The sequence below is a fragment of the Bacillus cereus group sp. BceL062 genome, assembly GCF_051780025.1.
In the GTDB taxonomy this organism is placed as follows: domain Bacteria; phylum Bacillota; class Bacilli; order Bacillales; family Bacillaceae_G; genus Bacillus_A; species Bacillus_A toyonensis.
On record NZ_JBPWGY010000014.1, the window covers coordinates 78,197 to 98,703 of the forward strand.

The following is a 20,507-nucleotide window of genomic DNA, read 5'->3' on the forward strand; positions in this document are numbered from 1 at the left end:
TTTTTAGAAGAATACGGAACCATTTTCACTTCTATTGATAAGGGATTCTTTATGCTAAAGAGATAGACGAATTGACAGCCATATATGGTCAACTAAAAAGGTTTCCTACTAAGGAAACTTTTTTAATTTTATTTAGAGTATTCTATTTTTTTGATATTCGAATGTTTTATGGTAAAGTCGTATAAATTGACGCTACTATTTAAAAGTAAGTATGATGCAATTATAGTAAGAATTTTTTAGGGGGAAGAAAAATGACAAGTTCAAATAATAAAACGGCAAGTATTTATGAAGGAACGAATATAAACGCTGGTGGAACTTTTGAAAACGTTGAAGAAACGAAGTTATTTAATCCGATACAAATTGGGTCTTGGTCTCTTCGTAATCGCATAGCGATGGCACCGATGACGAGATGCTTTGCAGACAGTGAAACGGGTGTAGTTGGTGCTGACGTAGTTGAGTATTATCGCAAGCGTGCTGCTGATGGTATCGGGTTAATTATTACCGAAGGAATTGTCATTAGCCCAAGAGCAAAAGGGAACCCAGGGGTACCAGGTATGTATACACAAGCACAAATAGATTCTTGGAAACCTGTTACGGAAGCAGTACATAAAGAAGGCGGGACTATTATTGCTCAAATATGGCATGTTGGACGTATGAGTCATCACGAAATAATTGGTGGTCAATTACCACAAGCACCGTCAGCAATCGCTGCAGAGGGAAATGTTCCGCGTTTCCGTAAACCGTTTGATACACCAGAAGCAATGACAATAGAAGAAATAAAAGAGGTTATTGGTCAATACGCACAAGCAGCGAAAAATGCGATTGAAGCAGGATTCGATGGTGTAGAGATTCACGGTGCGCACGGATATTTAATAGATCAATTTACTTATGAATTTGCGAATAAGCGAACAGATAAATATGGCGGCGATTTAAAGCAAAGGTTAACATTTATGAAAGAAGTAACTGAGGCTATAATAGAAGCAGTTGGAGCTGATAGAACACTTCTGCGCTTCTCTGCTTTCAAAGGTGATAATCCTACTTATATGTGGGAAAATCCAGAACTTGCAATTGAAACGTTTGTAAATATGTTCAAAGAAGTTGGATTAACGATGATTCACCCTTCAACGATGAATTATACGCAAGTGATTGCTGGCGGCAAAAATTTCCATCAATTAGTAAGAAAATATTGGGATGGCACGATTGTTGGGGTTGGTAATTTAAATCCGAAAGAGGCTGAAGAAGCGTTGCAAGAAGGAACGATTGATGTAGCGGCATTCGGAAGACCATTAATCGCTAATCCAGATTTTGTTCATCGAATTAAACATGCTGAAAGTTTAGTTGAATATGACGCGAAAGAGCATCTTGCTACATTAGTGTGAATAAAGATAAAAGGAGAACATATAAAGTGTTCTCCTTTTATTATGGAATTTCATAGGGGGAAGCGGGATGAGTGAAACGCTACTCGTTATTATTAGTATATTGCTTTTTTTGATGTTGCTTTTAATCGTATTTTTTATTATTACATTTTTTATAAAAAAAAGAACGCATCACTCAATATTAAAACTTCATCCATACTTAGGGAGAATGCGCTATTTACTTGAAAAAATAGGGCCGGAATTTCGGCAATATTGGTTTGATCATGATACGGATGGAAAACCTTTTTCACGTTACGATTTTCAAAGTGTTATGTTTTTAGCGAAATATCGTTCTGAAATACTTGGTTTTGGATCGAAACGAGATTTTGGTGCATCGGGCTATTATATTGCGAATACATTGTTTCCAATTTTAACAGATGAATTAAGTGTGAATCTTAGGCAAGAACGTGAGGGGAAAAAATATGTGATTCATAAAGAAGGGTTATTTTCAAGAAGAGAGAAATTGACAGCGGATACAACAAATCTTTGGTTATATGAAGATGACGATGCAATTATAGTCGGTGAAAATCGCAAATACCAATGGGAATTACATGGAATGTTTGGAGCATCAGCGACATCTTACGGTGCGATTGGAGAGAATTATATTTTAGCGAGCGGTTTTGGTGCGAAAATGGCAGGCGGATCGTGGATTAATACTGGAGAAGGTGGCGTAATTCCAGAACATTTACATACAGGTGCGAATATCGTTGCACAAATTGGCCCTGGATTATTTGGATACCGTGATGAGAATGGCAATTTTTCAATGGAGAAATTTATGGAGAAAGCGAAAGAAAATAATATCAAGGCATTCGAATTAAAATTTGGGCAAGGTGCGAAAATACGTGGTGGTCATCTAGAGGGACAAAAAGTAAATGAGAAAATTGCCTCTGTTAGGAATGTACGAGAAGGAGAGACAATTAATTCGCCGAATCGATTTTCATTTTTAAATAATGCAGTGGATACACTTTCTTTTATTCAGCAGTTGCAAGAAAGTGGTGGTAAACCAGTCGGGATGAAAATTGTAATTGGTCAGCAGGAGCCTTTGGAAGATTTAATAAAAACAATGAAAGAATTAAACATTTACCCAGATTTTATTACAATAGACGGTTCAGAAGGCGGATCAGGGGCAACGTATAAATCGATGGCAGATAGTATGGGACTGCCGCTTATTCCAGCATTACTTACATTTATTGATACAGCGAATCATTATAGTGTCCGTGATAAATTCAAAGTGTTTGCTTCTGGGAAGTTAATAACACCGGATAAGGTGGCAATTGCATTAGCAATTGGAGCGGATGCTGTAAATTCAGCCCGCGGATTTATGATGGCGAGCGGCTGTATTATGGCGCTTCAATGTAATTCCGGACAGTGTCCATCTGGGGTTGCAACGACGAATCCGCACTACCAAAAAGCGTTAGATCCGTATGAGAAGAAATGGCGAGTGATGAATTACATTATTAGTATGAGATATAGTCTGTTTTCATTAGCGGCAGCAGCGGGGGTGAAAAGCCCGCGCCATTTAACGAGGGAGCATATTATATTTAAGGATGAAAGAGGAGGAATTGTACCGCTGTCAGAATTGTTCCCTATAGTAAATAGGAGATAAAATATATGTGTTAAAAGTCATACATTTGTATGACTTTTTTATTCGATAATAAAGTTAATCAAGAGAACAATAATTTAAATAAGGAACTGATTGACAATGAAAAATAAGTAACTTATAATAAATCTTGAGTTCGAGATAAATCGTATTCTAAATAAAGACTTATTATGATTATAAATCGAACAAATATTTTTTTGTGAATTATCTCGAATTCGAGATAATTCTGGTGGATCGAATGTTAATGTGTAATTTTAAAGTGTTTATCTCGAATTCGAGATAAAATTATAATAGCGGATTTTACTTTGCAGTATGGACAAAATGAATAATGAATTTGAATGTAAAATAAATTTTTATAATGAAATAAAAAAGGGGTGGCAGAAATGGAAAAGAAAACGATGGGGATTCATCATATTACAGCAATTGTAGGGCATCCACAAGAAAATGTAGACTTTTATGCTGGTGTATTAGGATTACGTTTAGTGAAACAAACAGTGAATTTTGATGATCCAGGTACGTACCATCTTTATTTTGGTAATGAAGGAGGAAAACCTGGAACAATTATTACGTTTTTCCCATGGGCAGGTGCTCGCCAAGGAATTATTGGAGACGGTCAAGTAGGCATTACTTCATATGTCGTACCAAAAGGTGCAATGGAGTTTTGGGAAAATAGACTAGAAAAGTTTGATGTTTCATATACAAAGATAACTCGATTTGGGGAGCAATATTTAGAATTTGATGATCCACATGGTTTGCATATAGAATTAGTCGAAAGAGAAGAAGGCGAATTAAATAATTGGACTTTTGGAGAAGTTACGCCAGAAGTAGCAATTAAAGGATTTGGCGGTGCTGTTCTTTTATCTGCACAACCTCAAAAAACAGCTGAATTGTTAGAACACGTTATGGGTCTTGAGAAAATTGGAGAAGAGGGTGAATTTGTCCGATTCCGTTCTTCTGCTGATATTGGAAATATTATTGATTTAAAATTATCAACAATTGGACGCGGTCAGATGGGCGTTGGTACAGTTCATCATATTGCTTGGAGAGCGAGCGACGATGCTGATCAACTAGATTGGAGAGAACATGTATCTCGCTTTGGGTACGGTGTAACTCCTGTACAAGATCGAAATTATTTTAATGCAATTTATTTTAGAGAACACGGGGAAATTTTATTTGAAATTGCAACAGATCCTCCTGGTTTTGCTCATGACGAATCGTTAGAGACGATGGGTGAGGAATTAAAGTTACCGGAGCGATATGAACCAAATAGAAAACAGATTGAACAAACACTTTTACCATTTGAAGTGAGAAATTTAGATTAAAGTGATTGAAAGGGGAAAAGGATTATGATGAAACATGTTTTTCAAAAAGGAAAAGATACTTCAAAACCAGTGTTGTTATTACTTCATGGTACGGGCGGTAATGAACTAGATTTATTACCACTTGCAGAAATAATTGATCCGGGGGCTTCGGTATTAAGTGTTCGTGGAAATGTATTAGAGAATGGGATGCCACGTTTCTTCCGTAGATTAGCAGAAGGTATTTTTGATAAAGAAGATTTAATTTTCCGTACGAAGGAGTTAAATGAATTTTTAAACGAAGCGGCGAAAACATATGAATTTGATAGAAATAACATTATAGCTATCGGTTATTCAAATGGAGCGAACATTGCAGCGAGCTTATTATTCCATTATGAAGATGCGTTAAAAGCTGCTGTTCTTCATCATCCAATGGTGCCTAGAAGAGGAATCCAATTGCCTAATTTAGCAGAAACAGCGGTATTTATCGCAGCTGGGACAAATGATCCAATTTGTGCGCCTTCTGAGTCAGAAGAATTGAAGACGTTATTAGAAAATGCAAACGCTAATGTAACAATGCATTGGGAAAATAGAGGGCATCAATTAACAATGGGTGAAGTAGAAAAAGCAAAAGAATGGTATGACAATACAGTATTATAGAAGGAAATAAAAAAGAAGCATTTGCTAATCGTTAGCAAATGCTTCTTTTTTATTTAAGACTGGATTGCAAGATGGGATGAAGAAAGTGGTAATTGAATATCAACGATGGTACCTTTGTTTAGTTCACTTGAAATGTGTAATTTACCATGGTGCTCTTCAATTATTTTGTAACACATCATGAGTCCTAGGCCGGTACCTTTTTCTTTTAAACTATAAAACGGTTCACCTAAACGTGATATACGATCTTCTGGAATGCCACAGCCTTCGTCAATTATACGAATTACGATGAAATTATTGTCTAACGATTTGATTTGAATGAAAATATTACCGCCATTTGGCATCGCTTCTATTGCGTTTTTTAATATGTTAATAAAAACTTGCTTTAATTGATTACCGTCGCATTGAATGTCATGTTTATGGTTAAAATGATCCATAATAATATGGACGCTATGCATGATGGCAGTCGGTAAAAGAAATGTGACTACCTCTTCAATTAAAGTTTGTATGTTGTAAGTTTGGACGGATAAAACTTGAGGTTTAGACATCGCCATAAATTGACTCGTAATGGATTCCATTTGTGATATTTCACTTAGCATAACATCTACATACCATTTATTCTCCTCATTTATTTCAGGAAGTAGCAATGTTAAAAAACCTTTTAGAGAAGTGAGTGGATTTCGAATTTCATGGGCAATTCCAGCTGTTAGTTGTCCAACTACGGCGAGCTTTTCTGATTTCCGTAATAATTTTTCAGTCTCTTTTAGCTCGGTAACATCCCTTCCCATCACGATAAGGCCTTTACGGGAACCGTCAGGATGATAAAGAGGGACTTTTGATATACTTAAGATGAGGTCGAAGTCATCTCTATGTATAATAAATTCCTCTCCGTGAAGAATTTGTCTTTGTTGCCATGCTAGTTCATCTACTTCTTCACAATGTAAAAAAGCTTCTCGGTACGCTGCATTATATTGAATGAGTTCACTGTCCTTTTTCCCGTGATAAGGTACATGATGGAAATTAAAGCAGGAAAGTGCATAGTCATTTGCTTCAAGCCAGCGACCTTCATGATCTTTAAATATAACAAACGCAGGCATTGCATTCATTAATGTACGTAATCTCTTCTCGCTTTCTTGTAACATTTTTTCGATTCTTTCTGATTTTTCAAGAGGTTTCATAATCGCATAGACACCTGTTAGACGATGTTGGACAAAAATAGGAACTAGTTTTGTTACGACGTCTAATAAATAGCCCTCTTTATGATAAATAGATAGGATATACTCTTGCTGATTGTCTGCTTCGGTATTCTTTATATACTGTAATACTTGCTCAGAAATATGAGCTTCTAAAATAGAGATAATGTTTTTCCGTTCTAATTCTAAAGAAGTGTAGCCTAGTATTCTTTCTGCAGAAGGATTGATATGTAGAATAATTCCCTCTAAATTCAATGAAATAATACTATCAGGATTATGTTCGAACAGAGATGCGTACATTTCTGCTAAAGAACGATCTTGTATATGGTTTCGCAAACGTCCAGAAATGTTCGGATGACGTTTTCTTAGAGTTGATGAATATTTTTTACGACTCATAATATTTCCTCCGTACAACTAGCATCTAAAAGATTTGTCTAATAATAACTATAATATAGATGTAATGTGTATTTCTATAAAAAATGGAAGTTATAGAAAAAAATTTGTTTTCTTTATTTTTTGCAAAAGGAATATAAGGTGGTAATAAGGGAAGCTTATATTGTTTTATAAAGTTTTTGTAAGTTACAGGGGTGTGTTTTCTTTATAATATTAGAATAGAAGAGGGGGAGAGAAAATGAAAAGTTATATTCAAGGAATCGATCATGTACAAGTAGCTGCACCTGTAGGGTGTGAAGAAGAGGCACGTGCATTCTATGGTAAAAAAATTGGTATGGAAGAAATTCCAAAGCCAGAAGAGTTAAAAAAACGAGGTGGATGTTGGTTTAAGTGTGGGAATCAAGAAATCCATATTGGTGTGGAACAGAATTTTACACCAGCTAAAAAGGCACATCCAGCTTTTTATGTGACTCAAATTAATGAATTTAAGCAAATGCTTATAGAACAAGGGATTGAAGTGATTGATGATCATGCCCGGCCAGATGTGATTAGATTTTATGTGTCTGATCCATTTGGAAATCGAATTGAATTTATGCAAAATAAAGACTAGGTGGCTTCCCACCTAGTCTTTAACCTCTTCTGAAAAGCCCTAATACTTCTACAGTTTCTGTAATATTAACGAACGCATGCGGATCAATTTCAGAAATTGTTAGTTTCATACTTGCTAATTCTTCACGAGAAACGACTGTCATAAGTACACGTTTTTTCTCGCTTGAATAAGCACCTTCTCCATCAAGTAATGTAATACCACGTACAACAGTTGAAAGAAGCTGTTTTTTCATTTTTTCCGCTTCATTTGTTACAATCATAAGTGTAACTTTACGATGTTTCGTATGAACAGCATCAATTACTTTACCAGTTACATAAATTGAAAGTAAACTTGTAAGTGCAACATCCCAAGTGAAGAAGAATCCTGCAATTACTACAACGACTGCATTTAAAACAATAAGGAATCCACCAAGTTTAATGTCACGCTTACGAGATAACAACATACCGATAATATCAAATCCACCAGTGGATCCATTACAATTAAAAACAAGACCAATACCAGCTCCGGCAATAACACCTCCGAAGATAGATGATAAAAGTGGATCTGTTGCTACGATTTTTACTGGAACGTAGTATAATGCAACAGATAATACAATTACAGAGATAACTGTGTTAAAAATTACTTTTTTTCCAAGACCTATGTATCCTAAAATAAGGATAGGTAAGTTTAATACGAAGTTAATAATACCTGTGTTTACAGGAGTTACAATCCCTAAAATAATAGCAATTCCGCCAATTCCACTACTTAAAATTTTGTGGGGGATAAGGAAAAGATTAAAGGCAATCGCAATAATAAAAGAACCAATAATAACACCGAGAAATCTGATCATCTTTTTCCCGTCCTTCACTAAAAAATTCATATTATTTCAAGATTATATATGATATTGAAAGTTTTGGGTAAAAACAGTTTATTTTGGAAAATTAGATTAATCGAAACAATTTGATTGTTTTGTAATTTGAAAGGGGATACAGAAATGAGGATAACGACTTATCAACAAAAAAGCCCGTTGAAGCAAGAGTGTGAGGATTCTTATTTTTGTAATGAAGACAAAAATATTTATGGTGTATGTGATGGTGCAACACCGCTCGTGCCGTTTCGTGACGAAAAGGAACATAATGGAGCATACATCGCTTCACATTTATTTGCAAGTCATTTTACTTCATTATGTGAAAATCTTAGTTTACAAGTCGCGGTTGCAAGAGCAAATGAGTTATTGCAGAACAAGATGCTAGAATATAAGGTTGATACGAGAAAAAAAGAGCATTTGTGGTGTACATGTATTGCAGTAGTTCAAATAAATGGTGAGAAAATTGAATATGCGCAGTTAGGGGACTGTATGATCGTTGCAATTCTTCAAAATGGAACGATGCAAGTAGTAACGAAAGACACAGTTAAAGGAATTAGTAAACGAGCTAAAAAGAAGAGAGAAGAAGATCGTAAAAAAGGTTTATTTGTGCCAGAAGAACATGTTTTTCAAGATGTTCGAGAACAGTTAAAATACAATCGTTATCTTGCAAATATGGAGGGCGGGTATTCCGTTGCAAACGGAATGAAAGAAGCCATCCATTATTTACAACACGGTGAATTACATATAGATGAAGTGAGTGGGATTTTTATTTGTTCAGATGGGTTATTTCATCCAGATTGGTCACTCGAACAAACTGTTGCATATATAAGAAAGAATAGTATAAACGAATACGTAGCAATCATTGAAGAGTTAGAAGGGGAAAAGAGAATAAGGCCAGATGATAAGACAAGTATTATGATCGATTTTTAAGAGGAGGAAGTTCATATGGAAATTAAATGTGTAAATTTAATATTTCAAGATGAGTTAGTTCCTTTAGGGAAAGTAAATAAACTTATTATTCACCATACGTCAGAAGATGGATGGGATGTGTATAAAACACATGAATTTCATCAAACTGTAAGAGGGTGGAGCGGGATTGGTTACAATTATTTTATTGAAGAGGACGGAACGGTAATTGAAGGAAGAGGGTTACATATTGGGGCACATGCGAAAGACAATAATCGAGATACAATTGGAATATGTATGACGGGTAATTTTGATAAGTATGATCCAACTACTACACAAATGAATGCATTATATTCTTTATGTAAAATGTTTATGAAACAGTTTGCTATAAAGAAGGAAAATATACTAGGTCATAGGGAGCTAGTAGGAGTAACAAAAAGTTGTCCTGGAAATCGTTTTTCTATGGTAGAGTTAAGAAAAATAGTATCTTAAATATAGAGGAGTAACAACGATGATGAATATAAAAATACCAAATGATAAAAAAGAAGAGCTTGTAGCACAAATTCAGCAATTTTTCATGGAAGAGGATTTAGATGAAATTGGACGTTTTCAAGCAGAGCGTTTAATAGAAGAAATGATTAAATTAGTTGGACCATTTGCATACAATCAAGCAATTGGAGATGCAAGAAAGCTTGTAAGTGAGAAATTAACGAATATTGAAGAAGATTTGTATGTGTTAGAGAAGAATGAAGGGAAATAAAAAAGAGCCGAATGGCTCTTTTTTTATTTGTCTTCTTTATATTCTTTATATTCGTTTGCTTTTTCTTTTACATTACCGACAGTGCTTTTTGCATTGCCTTTTATTTTATCCCATTTTCCTTCGACTTGTAATTTTTTGTTATCCGTTACTTTTCCGACAACTTCTTTTACTTCACCTTTTACCTTATCAATGGCACCTTCTACTTTTTCTTTTAAACCATGATCATGCTTTGTCATACATTTCTCCTCCTTGTAGTTTGATTAGAATTCTCTTTTCATATTGCAAGTTGAATGATGTATCTAGTAATAGCGTAACAAAATTAGTTTTAATATTCAAATGATTAATAGGATAGAAAAGGAATTGTCAAACAATGTATAAAATTGTAATGGAAAGAGAAAGAATGTTAATTACATGTCTTTTGCAGTCCATATTGATTTTGTATAAGCGATTTTCAAATGAGCGCGTTCCATATTATTTTGACTACTACTACCGAACCTTGCTTGTCCAACTATTAAATTACAATTGGATTTAATAGCTGCCTCAATTCGTTTTTGAATTAATGTAGTGTGACAGCCTATACGCTGAAATTCTGGCAAAGTAGCAGAAGCAGCTAATGATGCAATTCCCTTATTTATATATAGGACACCAATGCCCGCAGGAATATTTTGAACTTCTGCTATGAAAAAATACCAGCCTGGTTCATTGTGAAGAATTTCGTTATTTTGACGTACACCATCCTTTGTAAAGGGTGGCATATTAAATCCGCGTACATATATGTCTGCAAAAATATCAAATTCATTTTCTTTTAGTTGGCGCACTGAAATGTTAGAAGGAATAAGGGATGGATCTTCTTTCGGTATACTATATAAAGCGGTATGGAAGCTAGATTGATAAAAACCTTTTTTAGATAAGTATTGAAATAGTTTAGCTGTACCTTGCGCTGGTGTAATTTCAAAACGGCAAGGGATTTGTAGTGATTCATAATAAGCGATGATTTCATCTATCGCATCTGTATTTGTATATGTAATGCCTTTTACTGTATTAAAAGCAGGACCAGTAATTACTTTTGATGAAAAGGCAGTGGCACTCCCGAAATTTTTCATTTGTATTTGCATTGGATTTCCGCTTATTGCTTGTAGTAGCGCTAATCTAGAAGAGAGCATATCTATTTCTGCGTTTTCAATTTCTTGTGCTGCATTGAATGTCATAATCATACTCATAAGATTCCTCCGTCAATTAATATAGTTCATAGTACATATACGATTTTTATTCTGAGATTCCTGTTGAAATGTAAGAGTATAAGAGGTTTTTTGGAAGGGAAATGGAAGTGAACTGTCGAAGGAAAGTGGAAACAGATTAAAGGTGGTGCTCTCATGAAACAGAAAGACGTGCAGACATGCCCTAATTGCGGTTCTCAAAACATAGGAGAAGGTGAGTTTATCGGTTATGCACAAATACGGAAAAAGGAAACGATGTTCACATCTTCACCAGTAGATGCTTATATTTGTACAGATTGCGGGAATATCCTTGCATTGAAGGTACGGAATTATGAAAAGTTTAAGCAGAAGCCGTTATGATTGTTGAGAGGTGGTCATATCCAGCGTTGTATACGAAACATCTTATATTACGGGGAATTAATATGAGTGATATTTTACATATATATGAGTATGCCTCAGATAAAGAAATGTCAACGTATACTGTATGGGATGCTCATCAATCGTTACATGACACACAAAAATATATAGAAGAAATTGTGAGTCAATATGAAGAAGAAAAAGTAGCTCCCCTTGGAATTGTATTAAGAGAGGAACAAAAACTCATAGGGACTTGTGGATTTATAAAATATGATGTAATTGAACATAAAGCGGAAATTGCATACGCTTTATCACGAAAATATGGGGGTAGAGGATTAGCTACTGAGGCGGCGTCAGCTTTTTTTAGCTATGGTTTTAATGAGTTACGTCTTAATAGTATTGAAGCAGGATGTAATTCAGAAAATGAAGCATCTGAAAAATTAATGAAACGTTTGAATATGGAATACGAATGTACAATTCAAAAGGATTTGTTCATTAAAGGTAAGTATCGTGATACGAAAAGATATTGTATATCTAGGGAAAGATATATGAATCAATGAAATATTTTAAATTGAAAACTCCTTTAATTTAATAAGGGGGTTTTTATTTTTTTATACAATAATTACCTTTAATTGTTATGATTGGTTATTGAGAGGTATTGTGTTTCTTAATATCACAATTATAGAAGAAAACTAGCTAAATCGTATAGAAAACCTCTATATAACATGATCGCAACCGTAAGTTGACAAAGTGCAACCGCAGGAAGATAGAGATAAAGACAATGTTTACATACAATTTAGTTAAGAAAATAAAGGGGGACACACATATGGGATTTGGTGAAAAGCTTTTTAAATTAAGAAAGGAAAAGGGCCTTTCTCAAGAAGCGTTAGCTGAGAAACTAAACACGACAAGGCAAGCAGTTAGTAAATGGGAAAACGGTCAAGGTTTTCCTGAAACTGAAAAGTTAATAATGATTGGAAATGTATTTGAAGTCTCTCTTGATTACTTATTAAAAGAAACTGCTGAGCAAAGTAATGAAAAGGAAGATGGTTATTATGTAAGTAAGGAAATGGCGGAAGGGTATGTAGTGTATGGACAAAAAATTTCTAAATATATCGCATTAGGATTTAGCTTGCTTATTTTATCTACAATACCGTATTTATTATTTAAAGAAAATGCAACAATGTCTACTTTCCTTGTCATTATCATTGCGGTCCTTGGAATTGGAGCAATGATGGTACCTGTAACACTAGAAGAGAGTCGATACAATGTATTAAAAAAGGAAGAATTACTGTTTGATCAAAACTTTCTAAAAGAATTGACAAAAAGATATGCGACTATTAAGAAGAAGTATGCAGCAGTAGTGATCGTTGGATTTTGTTTTATTGCAGCAGGAGCGATACCATTTTTATTTGAGAAAAAACATATCACTTCAGGAGAATTAGTGCAGTATTATCCGTACTGTGTTGTACTTATTGCTATTGGAGTTTATCTTTTTGTTCGTGTGTTAGGCGTGTTAGAGACGTATCGAATTTTAGTAGAAAATAAAGAATATAGTAATCGTTTTATCTTTAAACTCAAAAAGAAAGTAAGAAAAAAGGTAGATAGTTTATAAGCAAGAGAAAAACATGTTTTGGATCATTGTATTCAAAACATGTTTTTTATTGTTCTGAATTATTTCCAAAGAAATAATTCAGAAAATACAGAAAAATATCGTAATTATTTGTAGAAGTCTGTTATAATATACGAAAATGAAAACGCTTTAAAGGGAGGCTGTAAACAATATGATGATGAATGTACCGCTAACAATTAGTTCTATGATGGAAAGAGCAGAGAAACTGTTTTCGAAGAAAGAAATTGTTTCACGGACACATGATACAGTTACAACGTTAACGTATAAGCAGTTAGGGGAAAGGACGAGAAGACTTTCAAGTGCGCTAAAAAAATTAGGAATAAAAGAAGGCGAGCGTATAGGAACGTTAGCGTGGAATCATCATCGACATGTGGAGGCGTATTTTGCTATTCCAGGTATTGCTTCCGTTTTACACACAATTAATATTCGTTTATCTCCTCAACATATTTCATACATTATTCAGCACGCAGAAGATCGCATTCTACTTATAGATGAAGATCTCGTACCACTCGTTGAAAATATTCAATCACAATTATCAACTGTACAAGCCTACATTATTATGACTGATAAAGATGAACTTCCAAATACTACGCTAGAACCTGTATATCATTATGAAAAGTTATTAGAAGAAGGCGATCCAAATTTCCAATTTGTAAAAGATATTGATGAAAATACACCTGCTGGTATGTGTTATACGTCAGCGACTACAGGAAACCCAAAAGGTGTTGTATATACGCATCGTAGTACTGTATTGCATTGTATGGCACTTGGTTTAGCGGATACAGCTGCTTTATCGGAAAGTGATGCGGCGATGGCAATTGTACCGATGTTCCATGTGAACGCTTGGGGACTTCCTTTCGCTGCTACTTGGTTTGGAACAAAACAAGTTCTTCCAGGACCGATGTTTACGCCAAAAATTTTATTAGAAATGATTCAAGCTGAAAAAGTAACGATAGCAGCAGGTGTGCCGACAATTTGGCTCGGTGTATTACAAGAGTTAGAAAATAATAGTTACGATTTATCTAGTATAACGAGAATATTATGCGGTGGTGCAGCTGCACCGAAAAGCGTTATTAAAGCATTTGAGCAAAAATATAATGTTCCTTTCGTACATGCATATGGTATGACTGAAACGAGTCCACTCGTAACGCTTGCACGTTTAAAAAGTTATGAAACAGAATTATCATATGAAGAGCAATTAGAAATCCGCTCCAAACAAGGATATCTTGTACCTGGTGTAGAGATGAAAGTAGTCGGTACAAATGGTGAAGTGAAGTGGGATGGTACGGAGATGGGAGAATTATGTTTACGAGCACCTTGGATCGCTGAAAGCTATTATAACGATGATCGTACTGTCGAAGGATTCCGTGACGGTTGGTTATATACTGGCGATGTCGTTACAGTTGATGAGGAAGGCTGCGTGAAAATTGTTGATCGTACGAAGGATGTTATTAAAAGCGGGGGCGAGTGGATTTCTTCAGTCGATCTTGAAAATGCTTTAATGGCACATGATGCTATATTTGAAGCGGCTGTCGTTGCAATTCCTCATCCGCAGTGGCAAGAACGCCCAGTTGCCTGCGTTGTTCAAAAGAAAAATAGTACGGTTACAAAAGAAGAAATATATGAGTTTTTAAAACCGCAGTTTGCGAAGTGGTGGTTACCAGATGATATTGTATTTATGGAAGAAATACCGAAAACATCTGTTGGAAAGTTTTTAAAACAGGCACTTCGAAAAGAACTTGAGCATTTGCATAAAGAGAAATAACAGAATTGTCATTTGTAAACTTATATTAATTTATGGTTGACAAAAGAAAAATAGGAAGATAATATAACTCCTATAATATGTTATCTAAAAACGATTTTAAGTTTACAAATAGGAGAAGCAAATATGAATACAAAAAATTTAGTTTTCGTCGCTTTATTTAGTTCTATTATGGGAGTGTTAGGGTTAATACCTCCAATTGCTCTTTCTATCACACCAGTTCCGATTACATTACAATCACTTGGTGTTATGCTTGCAGGTGGCCTGTTAGGATCACGTCTTGGGGCATTAAGTCAGCTCGTTTTCTTACTTATAGTTGGAGTTGGAGCACCATTACTTGCGGGTGGACGTGGGGGTCCAGGTGTATTTGTTGGACCAAGTGCAGGATATTTACTTGGTTATATCGTTGGAGCGTTTGTAATTGGATATTTAATTGAGCGTTTACGTGAAGTTTCTATTATAAAAGTATTATGTATTAATATAATTGGTGGTATTTTCGTAGTTTACGTATTTGGCATTACTGTACAAGCTTTCTTAATGGATGTTTCTGTATGGGAGACAATGAAAGTGAGTGCTGTGTTTTTACCAGGGGATTGCATAAAAGCAATTATTGCAGCAATTCTCGTGACAAAATTACATCGTTCATTGAAACACATTATTACGCCCGCTTTAAAGAATGGAAAATATACAAATGCGGGATGATAAAGAGAAGAAACACGTTCATTACGTGTTTCTTTTTGTTATTTTGTAAAGAAAGGACGTCTCAAATGGGGATTATAAAAGAATATAAAAAGCATGCCTCTTTACAACCGAATAAAATAGCGATAAAGGAAAATGATAGAGCTTTAACATATAAAGAGTGGTTTGAATCAGTTTGTAAAGTAGCAAACTGGTTGCGCGTAACAGAATCGAAGAATAAAACAATAGCAATTGTATTAGAAAATCGTATGGAGTTTTTACAACTATTTGCGGGTGCTGCTATGGCTGGGTGGGTTTGTGTACCATTAGATGTGAAATGGAAAAAGGATGAGCTAAAAGAAAGACTAGCAATTAGTAATCCGGATATGGTTGTGACGGAACGGTATAAGTTAAATGATATTTCAGATGAAGAAGGAAGAGTACTTGCAATTGATGAATGGAAACAAAGAATAGAGAACTACCTTCCTACAGATTATCCTGGAGAAAATGTACAAAATGCCCCTTTTTATATGGGATTTACATCAGGATCGACTGGAAAAGCAAAAGCATTTTTGCGTGCACAACAATCGTGGGTTCATAGTTTTGATTGTAATGTACATGACTTTCATATGAGAAAGGAGGATTCTATTTTAATAGCTGGAACGCTCGTTCACTCTCTTTTCTTATACGGTGCAATAAGTGCATTATATGAAGGACAAACGGTGCACGTTATGAGAAAGTTTATTCCAGATCAAGTGTTGGATAAGTTAGAGACTGAAAATATTTCGGTCATGTATACAGTACCAACAATGCTGGAGTCTTTATATAAAGAAAATAGAATAATAGAAAATAAGATGAAAATTATTTCGTCAGGAGCAAAATGGGAAGCTGAAGCGAAAGAAAAAATAAAGAGTATATTTCCTTATGCAAAAAAATACGAATTTTACGGTGCATCGGAACTAAGTTTTGTAACAGCATTAGTCGATGATGAGAGTGAAAAAAAGCCAAATTCAGTAGGGAAACCCTGTCATAATGTGCAAGTTCGAATATGTAATGAAGCAGGAGAAGAAGTACAGCTAGGTGAGATAGGAACAGTTTATGTGAAAAGTGATCAGTTTTTTATGGGATACATATTAGATGGTGTTTTAGTTCCAGAGCTAACTGAAGAGGGCTGGATGACAGTACATGATGTAGGCTATAAAGATGAGGAAGGGTTTATATATATAGTTGGTAGAGAGAAAAATATGATTCTATTTGGTGGAATTAATATTTATCCAGAAGAGATAGAAAGTGTGTTATATACGCATCAAGCTGTTGAAGAAATTGTTGTTGTTAGTGTAAAAGATAGTTATTGGGGTGAAAAGCCTGTCGCTATCGTAAAAGGAAGTGCTACGAAGCAACAATTAAAGAGCTTTTGCTTACAAAGATTATCCTCTTTTAAAATACCGAAAGAATGGTATTTTGTAGATGAAATACCTTATACAAATAGCGGGAAAGTAGCCCGCATTGCAGCCGAAAGTATAGTTAGAAATCAGGAGAAGATACATGAATAGAGCAGTTATTGTAGAGGCGAAAAGAACGCCCATTGGTAAGAAGAATGGGATATTGAAAGACTATGAAGTTCAGCAATTAGTAGCACCACTTCTTTCATTTCTAGGTAAAGGAATTGAGAGGGAAATAGACGATGTTATATTAGGGAATGTTGTTGGACCAGGGGGGAATATTGCAAGATTATCTGTTTTAGAAGCAGGACTTAGTTATCATATTCCTGGTGTAACGATTGATCGGCAATGTGGTGCTGGTTTAGAAGCGATTCGTACCGCGTGTCATCTCATTCAAGGTGGGGCAGGTAAGTGCTATATCGCCGGGGGAGTAGAGAGTACAAGTACGTCACCTTTTCAAAATAGAGCGCGATTTTCACCTGAAACAATTGGTGATCCTGATATGGGAGTAGCGGCTGAATTTGTTGCAGAGCGTTATAACATAACGAAAGAAATGCAAGATGAGTACGCTTGCTTAAGTTATAAGCGGACGCTACAAGCATTAGAAAATGGATATATACAAGATGAAGTATTGTTACTTAATGGATTACTAGATGAAGTAATAAAGCGAGAAATGCAGTATGAAAGAATGATTAAGAGAACAAAACCTGCATTTTTACAAAATGGAACGGTGACGGCAGGGAATTCGTGTGGTGTAAATGATGGGGCGTGTGCTGTACTTGTAATGGAAGAGGGGCAAGCTCGAAAATTAGGATATAAGCCAGTTCTTCGTTTCGTTCGCAGTGCTGTAGTTGGAGTGGATCCAAACCTTCCGGGAACTGGTCCGATATTTGCCGTGCAAAAACTACTTAGAGAAATGAATTTAGCAATAGAAGATATTGATTGTATTGAGATGAATGAAGCGTTCGCTTCGAAAATTGTTGCTTGTGCAAAAGAATTACAAATTCCATATGAGAAGCTCAATGTGAATGGTGGTGCAATTGCGCTCGGGCATCCGTACGGTGCATCTGGCGCTATGCTTGTGACACGTTTGTTTTATCAGGCAAAAAGAGATTCTATGAAATATGGAATGGCGACATTAGGAATTGGGGGCGGAATAGGACTTGCTCTATTATTTGAGAAAGTAGAAGACTAGCAAGATAACTAGTTTTCTACTTTTTGAGGAATATAAGCATTGCTACCAGGTTTTACTTTTATTTCGTTCCAAGCAGCGATAACGTCAGCTTTTGATTTTCCTTTGTTATTTGGATCTTCAAAAAAATCGCGAGTAAAACGATTGTATTCAAACTGTGTACCAATAGTTGTTTTATACGTAGGGTCTTTTTTACGTTCGTTTTCCTCATACCAAAACGTTATAGCGTCTTCATATGTTTTTCCGATATTTTCTTTAAAAAACTTTTGAAGAGCTACTGTAAAGCGGAAGTTTTCTCCAATTTTTTCTTTAAAAAAAGCACGTACATCTTCGCTACATCGATGATTTTCAGTGATAATCGTTTGCAGGGAAAGATCTTTATTGGATAGGGAAGCTTTACTCACCTTTTGATGAGAACTGTTTTTTAATACTTTACCTGTAGTTAAATAATGTGAGATACGACCGCTTATTTCGATTTTAGAGCCACTAGCTGGTAAATCATGCTCACGACAAAATGCTTGCAGTTCTGCTTTTAACCAATAATAGCTTTTGAAATCTTCAAGTGATATAGATTTTGTTAAAGGTGGACGCATGAATGTAACAACTTCTTTCTTCCATAATTTTCTTTAATTATAAAACGTACGTTCTTTTGATGGAAGGATTAATTTGTAAATGTAATAGGAAGAGGAGATTGTATATGGAAAATGTAATGCAAGTTCGTGTTACTGGAATTTTAATTGAAGATGAAAAGGTATTGCTAGTAAAGCAAAAAGTTGCTAATCGGGATTGGTCTTTACCTGGGGGAAGGGTAGAGAATGGTGAAACGTTAGAAGAAGCGATGATTCGAGAAATGAAAGAAGAAACGGGATTAGATGTTAAGGTTAAGAATTTATTGTATGTTTGTGATAAACCAGATGCCCTCCCGTCTTTATTACATATTACATTTTTGCTTGAAAGGATTGAAGGTGAAATCACTTTACCTTCTAACGAGTTTGATCATAATCCAATTCAGGATGTACAAATGGTGCGAATAGAAGAATTAAGTAGTTATGGTTTCTCTGAGAAATTTACTAAACTTGCATCTGAAAAATTTCTGAATGCAGGAAGTTACCAAGGTTTAAAACAAAATATTGGCTTGTAAATATAAACTACTTTGAATATTGCTTTTTTAGGTAAATCGATATTTCTTATCGAATCGTCGATATATGGTAAGTAATGATTGATAAAGTCAAAATGTCGTTCCTGAAATTTCATTTACCGTATTACTATGTATGAAGCAAAAAATAAGGAGATGTCCCTAGTTTGAAATTTCGCTAGACGACATCTCCTTAAGAAATGTTTTACACTGCAGATTGTAAAGAAGAAATAAGCTGATGTAAAAACTCATCTCCGCTCATAATCGCTTTCCCACCACCGCGAGCGCTCTTTTTATTTCCGCCACCTTTTCCTTCAATTGCAGGAAGTGCATCTTTTAAAAGAGCATTCATATCGAGCGTTACTGTTTTTCCACAAGCGAGGATGCATTGTAGTTTGTCATCATTTTCAATGATGAAATATGTAATTGCATGCTCTTGTTGTTCTGTAATGATAGCAGATAGTTTGGCAACTTCTTGCATAGAACGATTTGTAAATACTTTAGAAATAAGGAATCCAGCATGTATTTCTGCAGGCTGTTGTAATAGTTCATTTGCCTCTGCAAATAATAATTTTTCATTCATTGTCTGTATCGCTTTTTCGTTTTCTTTTTGAGAGATAAGAAGTTGTGCTACTTTTGCTGGGATATCAGTTTCGCTACTATTTAATTGTTTAGAAACATCTTTCATAATTTGTTGCTGTTGTCCCATTAATTTCAGTGTGCGCCAGCCAGCGATAAACGTTAATCGAATACCACCTTTATTGCGCTCCCAATTAAGTACTTGAATAAGACCTACTTCACCTGTACGTCTCGGATGAGTTCCACCACAGCCGTTATAATCAAAGTTTTCGATAATAACAACGCGTATATTTTCGGTTAAAGTCGGTTCTTTACGAAGAGGTAACGTTTTCGCTTCCTCTAAGTTCATCCACTGAATACGGATTGGGTGGTTTTCAAAAACAATATTGTTGGCAATTTGCACTGCTTTTTCAATCGTTTCTGCAGGAAGATTTTCTGTTTCTAAATCAATTGTCACCGTTTCTTTTCCAAGGTGGAATCCGATAGTGGGTATGTTAAAATGATCCCAAAAAGCAGCAGATAAAATGTGCTGAGCTGCATGTTGCTGCATATGATCAAAACGGCGCTCCCAATTAATTTTACCTTCTACTTCTGCTGTTTCTAATTGTTCTGCAATGAAGTGGCGGATTTCTCCATTTACTTCTTCAACATTAGTGACTAAGGTACCATTTAGTGTGCCAGTATCATATGGTTGTCCACCGCCTGTTGGGTAAAATGCCGTTTCATTTAAAACAACATATAAGTTATCTTCTTTATCATAATCTTGCTTTATAATTTTCGTAGTAAAGTCTTTCGTATAAGCGTCGATGTAATATAATTTTTGCTCCAATTTT

The 20,507-nt window shown here is 35.1% G+C and carries 22 protein-coding genes; 16 read left to right on the plus strand and 6 right to left on the minus strand.

Annotation, left to right across the window (positions count from 1 at the left end; translation table 11 throughout):
• Positions 1–251: 251 nt before the first annotated feature.
• The 4 genes from ACS2MN_RS25975 (at position 252) to ACS2MN_RS25990 (ending at position 4,973) form a co-directional block, all read left to right on the plus strand.
• Positions 252–1,379 (plus strand): alkene reductase, encoded by a 1,128-nt coding sequence (locus ACS2MN_RS25975; protein WP_000204423.1) that lies wholly within the window; start codon positions 252–254, stop codon positions 1,377–1,379.
• A gap of 67 nt (positions 1,380–1,446) precedes the next feature.
• A complete protein-coding gene (locus ACS2MN_RS25980; protein WP_000005175.1) occupies positions 1,447–3,021 on the plus strand; it encodes an FMN-binding glutamate synthase family protein in 1,575 nt (524 codons plus the stop codon).
• Positions 3,022–3,398: 377 nt separating this feature from the next.
• Positions 3,399–4,337, plus strand: a complete 939-nt coding sequence (locus ACS2MN_RS25985) for a ring-cleaving dioxygenase (protein ID WP_098805214.1) — start codon at positions 3,399–3,401, stop codon at positions 4,335–4,337.
• Positions 4,338–4,361: 24 nt separating this feature from the next.
• The gene (locus tag ACS2MN_RS25990) at positions 4,362–4,973 is read left to right on the plus strand and encodes an alpha/beta hydrolase (protein ID WP_438894797.1); all 612 of its coding nucleotides are present in this window, start codon (positions 4,362–4,364) and stop codon (positions 4,971–4,973) included.
• 53 nt (positions 4,974–5,026) lie between these two features.
• Here ACS2MN_RS25990 and ACS2MN_RS25995 read toward each other — a convergent pair whose 3' ends face one another.
• Positions 5,027–6,559, minus strand: a complete 1,533-nt coding sequence (locus ACS2MN_RS25995) for a BA3702 family sensor histidine kinase (protein ID WP_000087664.1) — start codon at positions 6,557–6,559, stop codon at positions 5,027–5,029.
• 235 nt (positions 6,560–6,794) lie between these two features.
• On the opposite strand from ACS2MN_RS25995, the gene ACS2MN_RS26000 reads away from it, so the two are divergent.
• Positions 6,795–7,166 carry a VOC family protein gene (locus ACS2MN_RS26000; RefSeq protein ID WP_000844356.1) on the plus strand — a complete coding sequence of 124 codons (372 nt, stop codon included), beginning with the start codon at positions 6,795–6,797 and terminating at the stop codon, positions 7,164–7,166.
• Positions 7,167–7,185: 19 nt separating this feature from the next.
• Here the strand turns inward: ACS2MN_RS26000 and ACS2MN_RS26005 are convergent, their stop codons facing one another.
• Entirely contained in the window at positions 7,186–7,995 is an 810-nt protein-coding gene (locus ACS2MN_RS26005) for a YitT family protein (protein ID WP_000617799.1), read from the minus strand.
• Positions 7,996–8,139: 144 nt separating this feature from the next.
• Here ACS2MN_RS26005 and ACS2MN_RS26010 point away from each other — a divergent pair, with 144 nt between their 5' ends.
• The 3 genes from ACS2MN_RS26010 to ACS2MN_RS26020 are packed head-to-tail and all read left to right on the plus strand — an operon-like array spanning position 8,140 to position 9,679.
• Positions 8,140–8,943 carry a protein phosphatase 2C domain-containing protein gene (locus ACS2MN_RS26010; protein ID WP_001223367.1) on the plus strand — a complete coding sequence of 268 codons (804 nt, stop codon included), beginning with the start codon at positions 8,140–8,142 and terminating at the stop codon, positions 8,941–8,943.
• Positions 8,944–8,958: 15 nt separating this feature from the next.
• On the plus strand, positions 8,959–9,411 hold the full coding sequence (locus ACS2MN_RS26015; RefSeq protein ID WP_000402961.1) for a peptidoglycan recognition protein family protein: 453 nt from the start codon (positions 8,959–8,961) through the stop codon (positions 9,409–9,411).
• 19 nt (positions 9,412–9,430) lie between these two features.
• A complete protein-coding gene (locus ACS2MN_RS26020) occupies positions 9,431–9,679 on the plus strand; it encodes a DUF2164 domain-containing protein (RefSeq protein ID WP_000981064.1) in 249 nt (82 codons plus the stop codon).
• A 23-nt stretch (positions 9,680–9,702) separates the two neighbouring features.
• On the opposite strand, the gene ACS2MN_RS26025 is transcribed toward ACS2MN_RS26020, so the two are convergent.
• Positions 9,703–9,915 carry a CsbD family protein gene (locus tag ACS2MN_RS26025; RefSeq protein ID WP_000160418.1) on the minus strand — a complete coding sequence of 71 codons (213 nt, stop codon included), beginning with the start codon at positions 9,913–9,915 and terminating at the stop codon, positions 9,703–9,705.
• Positions 9,916–10,086: 171 nt separating this feature from the next.
• Positions 10,087–10,899, minus strand: coding sequence for a GNAT family N-acetyltransferase (locus ACS2MN_RS26030; protein ID WP_098805212.1), 813 nt, complete (start codon positions 10,897–10,899; stop codon positions 10,087–10,089).
• A 153-nt stretch (positions 10,900–11,052) separates the two neighbouring features.
• Here ACS2MN_RS26030 and ACS2MN_RS26035 point away from each other — a divergent pair, with 153 nt between their 5' ends.
• The 7 genes from ACS2MN_RS26035 (at position 11,053) to ACS2MN_RS26065 (ending at position 17,963) form a co-directional block, all read left to right on the plus strand.
• On the plus strand, positions 11,053–11,256 hold the full coding sequence (locus tag ACS2MN_RS26035) for a hypothetical protein (protein WP_088055902.1): 204 nt from the start codon (positions 11,053–11,055) through the stop codon (positions 11,254–11,256).
• Positions 11,253–11,813 (plus strand): GNAT family N-acetyltransferase, encoded by a 561-nt coding sequence (locus tag ACS2MN_RS26040; protein ID WP_043322181.1) that lies wholly within the window; start codon positions 11,253–11,255, stop codon positions 11,811–11,813. Before ACS2MN_RS26035 ends, ACS2MN_RS26040 begins: the two co-directional genes overlap by 4 nt.
• 266 nt (positions 11,814–12,079) lie before the next feature.
• Positions 12,080–12,868, plus strand: a complete 789-nt coding sequence (locus ACS2MN_RS26045; protein ID WP_000505603.1) for a helix-turn-helix domain-containing protein — start codon at positions 12,080–12,082, stop codon at positions 12,866–12,868.
• Positions 12,869–13,037: 169 nt separating this feature from the next.
• Positions 13,038–14,651: a long-chain fatty acid--CoA ligase gene (locus tag ACS2MN_RS26050; protein WP_000980193.1), complete on the plus strand. Its 1,614-nt coding sequence runs from the start codon at positions 13,038–13,040 to the stop codon at positions 14,649–14,651.
• Between the two features lie 123 nt (positions 14,652–14,774).
• A complete protein-coding gene (locus ACS2MN_RS26055) occupies positions 14,775–15,350 on the plus strand; it encodes a biotin transporter BioY (protein WP_001093347.1) in 576 nt (191 codons plus the stop codon).
• Between the two features lie 65 nt (positions 15,351–15,415).
• The gene (locus ACS2MN_RS26060) at positions 15,416–16,879 is read left to right on the plus strand and encodes an acyl-CoA synthetase (RefSeq protein ID WP_087950607.1); all 1,464 of its coding nucleotides are present in this window, start codon (positions 15,416–15,418) and stop codon (positions 16,877–16,879) included.
• Positions 16,872–17,963, plus strand: a complete 1,092-nt coding sequence (locus ACS2MN_RS26065) for an acetyl-CoA C-acyltransferase (protein ID WP_001077969.1) — start codon at positions 16,872–16,874, stop codon at positions 17,961–17,963. Before ACS2MN_RS26060 ends, ACS2MN_RS26065 begins: the two co-directional genes overlap by 8 nt.
• An 8-nt stretch (positions 17,964–17,971) precedes the next feature.
• Here the strand turns inward: ACS2MN_RS26065 and ACS2MN_RS26070 are convergent, their stop codons facing one another.
• The gene (locus tag ACS2MN_RS26070) at positions 17,972–18,553 is read right to left on the minus strand and encodes a DUF6434 domain-containing protein (protein WP_001247731.1); all 582 of its coding nucleotides are present in this window, start codon (positions 18,551–18,553) and stop codon (positions 17,972–17,974) included.
• A gap of 104 nt (positions 18,554–18,657) precedes the next feature.
• On the opposite strand from ACS2MN_RS26070, the gene ACS2MN_RS26075 reads away from it, so the two are divergent.
• The gene (locus ACS2MN_RS26075; protein ID WP_087950604.1) at positions 18,658–19,101 is read left to right on the plus strand and encodes an NUDIX domain-containing protein; all 444 of its coding nucleotides are present in this window, start codon (positions 18,658–18,660) and stop codon (positions 19,099–19,101) included.
• Positions 19,102–19,300: 199 nt separating this feature from the next.
• Here the strand turns inward: ACS2MN_RS26075 and ACS2MN_RS26080 are convergent, their stop codons facing one another.
• Positions 19,301–20,503: an alanyl-tRNA editing protein gene (locus ACS2MN_RS26080; protein ID WP_180232206.1), complete on the minus strand. Its 1,203-nt coding sequence runs from the start codon at positions 20,501–20,503 to the stop codon at positions 19,301–19,303.
• Positions 20,504–20,507 lie beyond the last annotated feature (4 nt).

Bases quoted from the DNA above. Each gene is read 5' to 3' on its own strand.
- ACS2MN_RS25995 (WP_000087664.1), bottom strand. From the start codon at position 6,559: ATGAGTCGTAAAAAATATTCATCAACTCTAAGAAAACGTCATCCGAAC.
- ACS2MN_RS26005 (WP_000617799.1), bottom strand. From the start codon at position 7,995: ATGATCAGATTTCTCGGTGTTATTATTGGTTCTTTTATTATTGCGATT.
- ACS2MN_RS26020 (WP_000981064.1), top strand. From the start codon at position 9,431: ATGATGAATATAAAAATACCAAATGATAAAAAAGAAGAGCTTGTAGCA.
- ACS2MN_RS26075 (WP_087950604.1), top strand. From the start codon at position 18,658: ATGGAAAATGTAATGCAAGTTCGTGTTACTGGAATTTTAATTGAAGAT.
- ACS2MN_RS26055 (WP_001093347.1), top strand. From the start codon at position 14,775: ATGAATACAAAAAATTTAGTTTTCGTCGCTTTATTTAGTTCTATTATG.
- ACS2MN_RS26060 (WP_087950607.1), top strand. From the start codon at position 15,416: ATGGGGATTATAAAAGAATATAAAAAGCATGCCTCTTTACAACCGAAT.
- ACS2MN_RS25980 (WP_000005175.1), top strand. From the start codon at position 1,447: ATGAGTGAAACGCTACTCGTTATTATTAGTATATTGCTTTTTTTGATG.
- ACS2MN_RS26010 (WP_001223367.1), top strand. From the start codon at position 8,140: ATGAGGATAACGACTTATCAACAAAAAAGCCCGTTGAAGCAAGAGTGT.
- ACS2MN_RS26015 (WP_000402961.1), top strand. From the start codon at position 8,959: ATGGAAATTAAATGTGTAAATTTAATATTTCAAGATGAGTTAGTTCCT.
- ACS2MN_RS25990 (WP_438894797.1), top strand. From the start codon at position 4,362: ATGATGAAACATGTTTTTCAAAAAGGAAAAGATACTTCAAAACCAGTG.
- ACS2MN_RS26030 (WP_098805212.1), bottom strand. From the start codon at position 10,899: ATGAGTATGATTATGACATTCAATGCAGCACAAGAAATTGAAAACGCA.
- ACS2MN_RS26025 (WP_000160418.1), bottom strand. From the start codon at position 9,915: ATGACAAAGCATGATCATGGTTTAAAAGAAAAAGTAGAAGGTGCCATT.
- ACS2MN_RS26070 (WP_001247731.1), bottom strand. From the start codon at position 18,553: ATGCGTCCACCTTTAACAAAATCTATATCACTTGAAGATTTCAAAAGC.
- ACS2MN_RS26065 (WP_001077969.1), top strand. From the start codon at position 16,872: ATGAATAGAGCAGTTATTGTAGAGGCGAAAAGAACGCCCATTGGTAAG.
- ACS2MN_RS26000 (WP_000844356.1), top strand. From the start codon at position 6,795: ATGAAAAGTTATATTCAAGGAATCGATCATGTACAAGTAGCTGCACCT.
- ACS2MN_RS26040 (WP_043322181.1), top strand. From the start codon at position 11,253: ATGATTGTTGAGAGGTGGTCATATCCAGCGTTGTATACGAAACATCTT.
- ACS2MN_RS25985 (WP_098805214.1), top strand. From the start codon at position 3,399: ATGGAAAAGAAAACGATGGGGATTCATCATATTACAGCAATTGTAGGG.
- ACS2MN_RS26045 (WP_000505603.1), top strand. From the start codon at position 12,080: ATGGGATTTGGTGAAAAGCTTTTTAAATTAAGAAAGGAAAAGGGCCTT.
- ACS2MN_RS25975 (WP_000204423.1), top strand. From the start codon at position 252: ATGACAAGTTCAAATAATAAAACGGCAAGTATTTATGAAGGAACGAAT.
- ACS2MN_RS26050 (WP_000980193.1), top strand. From the start codon at position 13,038: ATGATGATGAATGTACCGCTAACAATTAGTTCTATGATGGAAAGAGCA.
- ACS2MN_RS26035 (WP_088055902.1), top strand. From the start codon at position 11,053: ATGAAACAGAAAGACGTGCAGACATGCCCTAATTGCGGTTCTCAAAAC.